This is a genomic window from Oceanispirochaeta sp. (assembly GCF_027859075.1).
In the GTDB taxonomy this organism is placed as follows: Bacteria; Spirochaetota; Spirochaetia; order DSM-2461; family DSM-2461; genus Oceanispirochaeta.
The window spans coordinates 1-9343 of the sequence record NZ_JAQIBL010000088.1; the positions used below are offsets into that span (position 1 = coordinate 1).

The 9343-nt window shown below is 47.1% G+C and carries 9 protein-coding genes; 4 read left to right on the forward strand and 5 right to left on the reverse strand.

Annotated elements, in window-relative coordinates:
* Positions 1 to 19 precede the first annotated feature (19 nt).
* Positions 20 to 1276, forward strand: a complete 1257-nt coding sequence (locus PF479_RS04670) for a crosslink repair DNA glycosylase YcaQ family protein (RefSeq protein ID WP_298002783.1) — start codon at positions 20 to 22, stop codon at positions 1274 to 1276.
* Here the strand turns inward: PF479_RS04670 and PF479_RS04675 are convergent.
* The 3 genes from PF479_RS04675 to PF479_RS04685 form a co-directional block, all read right to left on the reverse strand.
* Positions 1260 to 1742 carry a hypothetical protein gene (locus PF479_RS04675; protein ID WP_298002785.1) on the reverse strand — a complete coding sequence of 161 codons (483 nt, stop codon included), beginning with the start codon at positions 1740 to 1742 and terminating at the stop codon, positions 1260 to 1262. The genes PF479_RS04670 and PF479_RS04675 overlap by 17 nt on opposite strands.
* A 73-nt stretch (positions 1743 to 1815) precedes the next feature.
* Complete coding sequence (locus PF479_RS04680; RefSeq protein ID WP_298002788.1) at positions 1816 to 3207, reverse strand: zinc-dependent metalloprotease family protein; 1392 nt, start codon at positions 3205 to 3207, stop codon at positions 1816 to 1818.
* A 143-nt stretch (positions 3208 to 3350) separates the two neighbouring features.
* Positions 3351 to 3560 carry a hypothetical protein gene (locus tag PF479_RS04685; RefSeq protein WP_298002790.1) on the reverse strand — a complete coding sequence of 70 codons (210 nt, stop codon included), beginning with the start codon at positions 3558 to 3560 and terminating at the stop codon, positions 3351 to 3353.
* Between the two features lie 228 nt (positions 3561 to 3788).
* Here PF479_RS04685 and PF479_RS04690 point away from each other — a divergent pair, with 228 nt between their 5' ends.
* Positions 3789 to 4310 carry a nitroreductase family protein gene (locus tag PF479_RS04690; protein WP_298002793.1) on the forward strand — a complete coding sequence of 174 codons (522 nt, stop codon included), beginning with the start codon at positions 3789 to 3791 and terminating at the stop codon, positions 4308 to 4310.
* Here PF479_RS04690 and hrpB read toward each other — a convergent pair.
* On the reverse strand, positions 4300 to 6759 hold the full coding sequence (gene hrpB / locus PF479_RS04695; protein WP_298002795.1) for an ATP-dependent helicase HrpB: 2460 nt from the start codon (positions 6757 to 6759) through the stop codon (positions 4300 to 4302). The genes PF479_RS04690 and hrpB overlap by 11 nt on opposite strands.
* A 112-nt stretch (positions 6760 to 6871) precedes the next feature.
* Between hrpB and PF479_RS04700 the strand changes: the two genes are divergently transcribed.
* Positions 6872 to 8026, forward strand: coding sequence for a hypothetical protein (locus tag PF479_RS04700; protein ID WP_298002798.1), 1155 nt, complete (start codon positions 6872 to 6874; stop codon positions 8024 to 8026).
* Between the two features lie 63 nt (positions 8027 to 8089).
* Here the strand turns inward: PF479_RS04700 and PF479_RS04705 are convergent, their stop codons facing one another.
* Positions 8090 to 8659, reverse strand: coding sequence for a TIGR00730 family Rossman fold protein (locus tag PF479_RS04705; protein WP_298002800.1), 570 nt, complete (start codon positions 8657 to 8659; stop codon positions 8090 to 8092).
* A 59-nt stretch (positions 8660 to 8718) separates the two neighbouring features.
* On the opposite strand from PF479_RS04705, the gene PF479_RS04710 reads away from it, so the two are divergent.
* Positions 8719 to 9228, forward strand: coding sequence for an NUDIX domain-containing protein (locus PF479_RS04710; RefSeq protein ID WP_298002803.1), 510 nt, complete (start codon positions 8719 to 8721; stop codon positions 9226 to 9228).
* Positions 9229 to 9343: the final 115 nt, after the last annotated feature.

Sequence of the window (9343 nt, forward strand, 5' to 3'; positions counted from 1 at the left end):
GCGCTTAGGATCTATAATTATGAGTGCAATACAACTGAAACAGTTGGCAGAATTAATAATGGAGAAGGATCAGGCGACCGCCTATCTCCTTCAATACCATGGACTCCATAATCCACAAAGCTTAGAGGGTAAAGAATCTATACTGCCCTACATCAAAAAGGTGGGTTGTATCCAGTTTGATCCATTGAATGTCTGCGGGATGAATCCCGACCTTGTCCTGCAATCCAGAATCTCCGATTACAAACAATCCTGGCTGCAGGAACTGCTCTACCAGGACAGGGTTCTGTGCGATGGCTGGGATAAGATGATGTCCATTTTTCCCAGCGATGACTGGCCATTCTTTACCCGCCTGAGACTTGAGATGACTTCATCCTATCTGACCCGCTATGATGAAGTGAAGAATCACCTGCCCCGCTTCCTCCGGGAAGTTCGTGACAATGGTCCTCTCTCCTCCCTGGAGTTCGCTGACAAAGGGAAAGTCAACTGGGCCTGGGGATCATCCCGGCTGGCAAAGGCGGCTTTGGAAGGGCTTTTCTTTTCAGGAGTGTTGAGTATTCATCACAGAAAGAATTCCAACAGAGTCTATGATCTCACTGAGCGTCTCCTGCCTTCAGAATTGATCAGTAGAGGCGATCCTTACAAAGATCTGGAAAGCTATAGAAAAAACCATATCCTGAGACGGATCAAATCGGCTGGTATCGCCGGATTCAGTAACCGGGATTTCTGGTTCGGTATAGCCGAAACAAATATGAAAGAGATTCGTTCCACCATGACAGCCCTGATGGACGAAGGGATCATTACAAAAATCATCCTGGAGGGGTCAAAACGTGACTGGTATGCACCGACTGAAGATCTGCAGAATTTCCTCACAAATCCAGAACCGATCAAGACAGAATCTCCAGCGGTCCTTCTGGCCGCTCTTGATAACATCATGTGGAATCGGGAGCTGCTGGAAGAATTGTTCTTCTTTAATTACAGATGGGAAGTCTATACGCCGGCGGTCAAAAGGCAGTACGGATATTATGTGCTGCCCATCCTCTACCAGGGAAAGATAATCGGGCGCTGTGAACCGGCGATAGACAGGAAGTCCAAAACCCTAGTTCTGAAGGGAATATGGTTTGAAAAAGACACGATTGTAAATGAAGAAATGATTGAAGCCCTGAGAAAAATGCTCTCCCGGTTCTGTCAGTTTATGGGTGTTCCCAAGATGGTGACAGCTCCGGGGATGAGCAGAGACTACCGGAGCCGATTCACAGGGATCACTGCCTCAGAATAATAATGTCAGCGGCGAAGGCAGGTTGATCCGCAAGAGTCCCTTTCGTGATTCCTGATGCATAGACGAGCCAGGAGGCACCCTTCCACTGGATGATGGTTTCTTTCTCCGCCGGAACGGTCCAGATTGTCTCTCCCGACTTCAGAACGAGAGAATCGACAGCTGTACCCGGTTCAATGGATAAACCTTCGGGACCCATGCCGTTGCGGATTCCATCGCCTATCCAGGCAAGCAGATCTGGGTCATTGAGGGCCAAAGTCGCCACAGGGCCGTCGGGCCGTTTGTGGTTTGAATAGTTAAAGGATTCAGTATTTTTCAGAATTGAAAGACTTTTTTCAGATTCCAGTTTAAAGGCAATATCAATATTTTTTCCTGTCAGAATCAGCTTCTTATTTTTTACCTCAATCGATTCAACAGTGCCGGACATGATCCCGGGATTAATGGAGATCGTCCGTTCCTGTGGTTGCAATTCATTCTGCCCTGTGCTTTGGCAAGAAACTAACGGAAGAAAACAAAGGAAAATTAAAACTGCATTTTTCAAATTACTTGCTCCTCTGGAAGGGAATCATGTTGCGGGGAGCATCATATTCTCTGATGATTTCACGGTTGGGATCTTCCAAGGTTCTGGAAACGCCAGCATGGTGATCATTGTAATATACATATAGATTTCCCCAGTCGTTGTGATCATTGAATTTATCGTCATCAATGATATCAACAACTGCTGAACCAGAATCATAATTTACATAGGATGGATTAATGTTTACCTGAACAGTTTCTGTATCCGATCCAGTTCCATTCCAATTCACACTGGTAGATCCACTCTGTTTTAAACCATCCGATTCAACCAGGCTGGCTTCATCCAGCTGCCCGCCTTCTCCATGGGAATAATCCATTTTGTAAGTACTTGAATAGGCACTGTCTTTTAAATCAACTTCATACAGACTACCGCCGTAATAGGCTATTTGTGCCGCAGAATATTGAGTATCTAATAGGCTTTTCCACGGATCAGCCCCTTCACTCTCATAGTATCGTTCATAATAATACCGATCACCCTCTGATGCTCCGATCCTGGGGAGCCCCGACATCTGGTATAAATAATTCATTATACTGTAATAGTTTGGCTTATAATTAAGATTTTCATTTCCTCCATGTTTCAAACCCAGATTGTGGCCGAACTCATGCATGATGGTAGAAGCCTGTTTATTGACAACATAATTCTCAAAATTATCATAGGTCAAACTCAAAACAGTACTGGATCCAAAACCAAATCCCCAGTTTGCAAGAGTAATAAGAAAATCACGCCCTCCAAGATAAGCGATACCGGAAGAACCGCTTCCACCATCAGCCTCCTGTGACGACCCGAAAACCATAAAATAAAAGATCTGATAACGATCAGAGGGAAGATACTGGGGCTTAAGGGTATTAACAAAAGTAAAGGAAGAATCTGTACCGGAATAATTATACAGAGCTATTGATTTATTGTAAGAAACACTGTGATCCTTACCGCTTAGATTATATGTGCTGGTCCCGCGGTCTGTTATTTCATTGTAACCTTCGTATAGTCTGCTTTTACCGACATCAAAATGGAGGGCTATGCCCTGAGCAGCAAATGCAGCGACAACTCTATCCAGGGCTTTCTTCTGCAGGAGCATCCCTCCATCAGGATAGGTCGGGTAATCAGGATCAGCTCCCGCCACCATGGGGGCTACATGCACAAACAAATCTGGTATTCCCGGTCTGGCGCCCCAGTCATAGAGAGGCATATCGTAAAAACTGGTACCATCCGCTTCTGCAACATCCGGTATTCCATCTGAATCGGCATCAGTATAATTAGTACCGTCCCAAGTATAGTTATCGTAACTTGATGTTTCTTTACAGGAAAAAAATGCAAACAGTAAAATTGCAGTGGCTATGAAAACAAAATATTTCTTCATCAAAACAATCCTTACTCAATAATAGATTCTATTATACACCCCTCCCCTTAGCCTTTCCTCTTCAAAGTAAAGTTTTTGTGAGAATACTAATGTTTTTGGTATCTAAGATTAGGAGTGGTTCGGAATTTGTTGAATAGGGAAGATCAGTTATGCTGTACCAGTCCGGAAGCTTCTGCGAATTCAAAAGCATCGGGATAGTTTTCGATTTCGGCCATGGTCAGGCTATAGAGCCTGAAATGATCCAGAGGATGATCTTCTTTCAGATATAAAGCCTCTTCCCGGGCTATATCTTTATCGGTATAAACACCGGCGATCTCTTCGTTTTCTTCTATAAAGAAAAATCTTTGAACCATACTCTCCTTCCATGCTCTCGAGTTTGCACAAAGCGGATATCAATGGGGCAGGTGAAACTCTCTTCTTTAAATTTAGCACAACTCTGAAGCAAGTCAAGTTTTTCCACTAAGAATAGTGGATTCTATTTCACTGCTTTTGAGATTCGATTACAATGGTACAAAGAATAGACCGAGGATGCTTAACATGTCTTCTTCTAAAAAAAACTATTCTAAAAAAAGGAGTCCTTTATGGATTTATTCGAAGCAGTATCAAAGAGACACAGTTACAGAAATGAGTTGGATCAGGCACCCCTCCCCCTGGATGATCTGAGAAAAATAGTTCAGGCCGGACTGGATGCTCCCTCCGGGAAGAATGCACAGACAACCGGTTTTATCATCATTCAGGATGCTACTATTGTAGAAAAGATCAAAGGAATCCCGGGAGCGGGCGGTTCCATGGCGACAGCACCGGCATATATTGCCTGTCACATCAGCAAAAATCCCGAAAAAACATACATTGGTATGAGTTTTGAGGTGGAAGACTGTGCGGCGGCTGTTGAAAACATCCTTCTGGCAGCTACGGCCCTGGGCTATGCCACGGTGTGGATCGATGGATGGCTGCGGAATGTAAAAAGGGCTCAAGAGATTGGAAAACTATGCGGCCTGGCCGAGGACAGGATCATCAGGATTCTGATCCCCCTGGGTAAGGCACTGTCTGAACCTGAGCTGAAAGAAAAAAAACCTTTTGAAGAAAGAGTGACTATCGTCTGACTCTTCTGGTAGGCTCTGCCACCGATGGGTCCTCGGGCCAATAATGCTTAGGGTAACGCCCCCGGAGCTCCTTACGGACCTCCTGATAGGTGTTTTCCCAGAAACTTTTGAGGTCCCGGGTGAGCTGAATGGGCCTTTGGGCCGGATTCAGCAGCCGGAAAAGGATAGGAACCTCTCCTGCCAGAAGAGGTGTCTCAGTGAGGCCGAAGATTTCCTGCAGCCTGACATCCACCGCAGCGGTTCCGGCTGTAGAATAATCGATGCGGATGCGGCTTCCCGAGGGAACAATCAGCCTTTCCGGCACCTGCCTGTCTAGAAACTGCCGCTCTTCCCAACCTAAAAGAGAGGCTAATCCGTCTTTCAGTCTTCCCTCCAGCTTCCCTTTGATCAGCAGAGGCAGAAACCATCTGTCCAGGGTAGACAGAAGGCTTTCCTCCCCTGTGTCAGGCCAGTTCAGATTATTTTTTTTCAGACATCGGGCAAACTGGATTCTATCCAGAAAACTCTTATCCTCCTGACTCCAGGGCAGCATCTCCAATCCCCGTTTTCTAAAAAGGAATGCCAATTGCATGGCCAGTTGGGGGTCTCCGGCATCGATTGTTCCTGTATCTTCCCGGAGGGGCAGATTCCCCAGCTTCACAGTCACTTTTTTACTCACCCGGCACTTTTTTTCATCCCAGAGAGTGGCAGCCTCTTCCTCCATAAGGGGGGAAAACTCTCTCCAGAGAAGCTCTTTTTCCAGGGGAGAGGTCAAAAAACAGGAGGGAATGTCTCCGGAGCCGCCTACGAGGGGAGCGATCAGGAATTCCTGTGTCTGAACGGGATCTTCTGCTCTCAACCGGCAGTTGCCGCCTCCTGACATCTGATAGATCCTCTCTCCCCGTATCCGGGCAATTCTATCGGGATAGGAATGGCACAGAAGAGCCGCGCTGTCTCCCGGTTCTACCAGGGTTCTTTGGATTTTACACCGGACTAAAAGGCTCTCCCATGTTCGAAGGATTTGAATGACCCTCTTATTGTTTTTCTCTTTCCCTTCTTTGAGTATCTCCAGACGCAGTCTGATGTCTGAGCCCTTCTGGAAGGGAAGCCAGTCCCCCTCGGACAAGAGAGCCGCCAGGGCGCAGGCAGTCTGTTCCCGCCCCTCTTTCCTGCCTTTGTCCAGCATATGGGCCAGCCGCGGATGGACACCGGCTCCCGCCAGACTTTTGCCCTCCGGTTGAAGACGGCCCTCACTGTCTATGATTATTAATAAATACAGCAATGACCGGGCCTGATGATAATGGGCCGCCGGAGGGAGATCAACCCAGACAAGATCGCCGGGATCATGGGCTCCCCAGACCAGGATTTCAAGAGCCAGAGAGCTCAGATCTGCATTGAGTATTTCGGGTTCCGGAAAATCATCCATCAGGCTTTCATCATTTTGATCCCAGAGCCGGATGCACAAACCTTCACGGACACGCCCGGCCCGCCCGGCTCTCTGCCTGGCCGAGGCCCTGGAGATAGTTTTTGTGACCAGCCGGCTGAGTCCTGCATTGGGGTCAAACTGAGGTTTCCGTTCCAGCCCCGTGTCGATAACACAACTGATGCCGGGAATGGTTAAACTGGTCTCGGCAATGGAGGTGGCCGCCACGATGATGCGCTCATCCGGTGGATTCAAGGCCCGATCCTGCTCTTGGGGAGACAAACGACCATAGAGAGGGATGACTTGTGTATCCGATACCAGGGGATGGGTTCTGACGTCTTCCATAAGGTCCAGGATTTCCCTCTCCCCCGGTAAAAAGATGAGAATATTCCCCTCCGAAATCCGGAGAACTTCATCCAGAACCGATCTGATGCGGGAGGCTCTGACCCTGGTTTCCAGAGCTCTGCCGTCGGATTGAATAGAGACGGGGAACATTCTGCCTTCACTTTCCAGATATAAAAAGTCGGGAAGAACCCTTTCCAGGACTTTGACCTCCGGCGTGGCCGTCATGATGATCAGTTTCAGGTCAGGATTGAGGTTGGATTGAACATCATTGAGAAAGGCAAAGGAAAGGTCTGTGAAGATGTTTCGTTCATGAAATTCATCCATAATGACCAGAGAAACCCCTTCCAGAAAAGGATCATCCTGTATCATCCTGACAAAGACCCCTTCGGTGACAATCTGGATTTTTGCCTCCGGACTGCAGCAGACATCCCCCCGGACTTTGTAACCGATGGTGTCTCCGCATTTCCAGGACATAAGACTCGACATGTAACGAGCCAGAGTCCGGGCCGCCATCCGCCGGGGTTCGAGCATGATGATTTTACCTCGGACAAGCTTCTCTTCCAGAATAAACAAGGGGAGGATCGTCGATTTTCCGGCACCCGGATCGGCTTTCACGACGATCCTCTGGAAAGAGTCCCATTGAGTCCTGAGGTCATTAAAAAGGGATGAAACCGGAAAGGATTGGAACAGCTCTGTTTTCATTGATTCACAGATTATCTCATCAGCCGGGGAATGGGAACGGGATTTGTACGGCTTGTCCAAAAACAGCCGTCTCAGACTGTTAGCTGGGCCTTTAAATATGCTATTGTGGCCCATGATAAATCAAAAATCCCTGGATCGCCGCATCAAACGGCATATTATAGCAGGAAAGCATACCCTCTTTGGAGCCATTCAGCCCGGACTGGAAGAAGCCGGAGAGATAGAACTGAAACAATTGGGACTCAGTCCTGAAAGAGAAATAGAACCGGGCAGTATATGCGCCGAGGTCAGCCTTGAAGATCTCTGGAAAACCGTATTGATGAGCCGTAGTTTTTCCAGACTCTACCTCCGGCTGGACACATTTAAGACCAGCGGTTTTATGGAACTCAAACAGAAAATGGCAAGGATTCCCTGGGACCTGTATCTCAAGCAGGGCTGCAGCTTCAAAGTGAAATTGACCACCAGGCATTGCCGTCTTCATGTGGAAGACAAGATCATTAAAGCCCTGAATCATAGTCTGCAGGAACACTTTATCAAGATGGAAGCCAGGCCTCCTGTGTACAAAAATACCCGGGTAAAAGATCCGTCCCTTCAGACAATCATCATCCGGGGTGTGGATGACCAGTTTACCATCAGCCTGGATGCAGGGGGCGGAGCCCTTTATGAAAGAGGCTACAGAAAATTCATCAACGATGCCCCTTTGAAAGAGAATATTGCCGCCGCTCTTCTCATCCTTCCTGAACTGCCGGAGAATACTCTTCTCCTGGACCCTATGAGCGGTAGCGGAACCTTTGCCCTGGAAGGGTTGGGATATTCTAGAAGACTCTTTACATCACCCAACAGGAACTATCCCTTTGAGTACTGGCCGTCATTCAAGCTCAACCGCTTTCAATGGCTTAAAAAACAATTAAGAACTGAAATAATGACTGGATGGCAGATCTCTGCCTCTGATATTGACGAAAAAAGCATTGGCGCCGCCCGGGAGAATCTCAAGCTGATGTCCGGGCAATGCTCTGTAGATCCGGGAGACTGTGAATTCATCAAAGAGGACTTTTTCAACAGGACTCCCCTGGCCGTGGAGGGAGACATAAAACCTTTCCTGATTTTAAACCCTCCCTATGGCAGACGCCTCTCTCTGAAGGACCAGGAAGAGTTCTACAGAAAAATGGGCCGGACCATCCTCGAAAAATACAAAGGGATTCCCTGGGGCATCATTGTTCCGGGTCTGGAATGTGAAAAAGCTCTGGCCTTGAGATGGGATAAAAAATAGCTCTTTAAAAACGGTGGTATTCCGGTCAGCTATCTATTGGGAAAGTGTAAATAAAAGAAGCTTTTAAGGATTAATCCATTTATCTTCTATCAGGGGCTTATACAGGTCCATGGCATCCAGAAGTGTCGAGGAATCCTCATGGATAAGGAGAGTTCTGTTATGACTCTCTTTGAAAAAACCCTCCTGCACACTGTGAACAAATTGGTCCAGAAGAGACTGGTAGTAGCCTTCCGTATTGAGGAGGGCTACCGGTTTTTTATGAAACCCCAGCTGACTCCAGGTAAAGGCCTCCAGGATTTCTTCAAAAGTACCGATTCCACCGGGAAGAGCAATAAAGCCGTCTGATTCCTCATGCATCTTCATTTTCCTGCTGTGCATATCGGCAACAACGATGGTCCGGCCTCCCTGAAGAAGTTTCACTTTTTTGTGAATAGCTTCAGGGATTATCCCTGTCACCCTGCCCCCACCCTCAAGAACCGTCTGTGCCAGGAGTCCCATCAAACCGACATTGCCGCCGCCGTAAACCAGATGAAGACCCCGCCTTGCTATTTCAATGCCGAGGCTGACCGCCCCTTCTTTGTATTTCTCACCAAAACCTGTACTTGATCCGCAGAAAACACATATACTGTTCATTCCAATACTATATCTTTTAACTATGATCCCTACAATAATGATCATGATCAGGAGTTCTGATGTTTTCCTATTGTCCCCAGTGCCAGTCTCCCCATCCGGAATTTACTGACAATAAGCGTACCCACTGCCTTTCCTGTGGTTTTGTTCTCTACCACAATACTGCCGCAGCCGTAGCCGTACTTGTTAAATCAGGAAACAGATCTATAATCTTGAGAAGGGGCCGTGAACCTGGAAAGGGGTTGCTGGATCTGCCGGGAGGTTTTGTTGATCCTGGAGAGTCGGCCGAAGAGTGTTGCCGCCGAGAAATTTGGGAAGAACTGGGCATCTCTGTGACAAAACTCCGCTATATTTCAAGCGGGTATAATATTTATCCCTATAAAGGTGTAACCTACAACACATGTGATCTGTTTTTTATTGCAGAATGCTGTGACATGAATTTTGTCAGGCAGGAAGACGAAGTAGATGAAATACTCCTTCTCGGGAAGGATGAGATACAGCTGGGACAGTTTGCTTTTGAATCCATTACAAAATTTCTGAAAGAACACTGGATGGAAATTCCGGAAGACTAGCAGTCTGTCGGACTTAGTGCTTTTGAAACTATTTTTAGAGATTTTTCTTCTATTTTAGGAACGAATGAGGAGAATATCGAGCATATTTGACAATTGAGTGACGAAGAAGAGATGA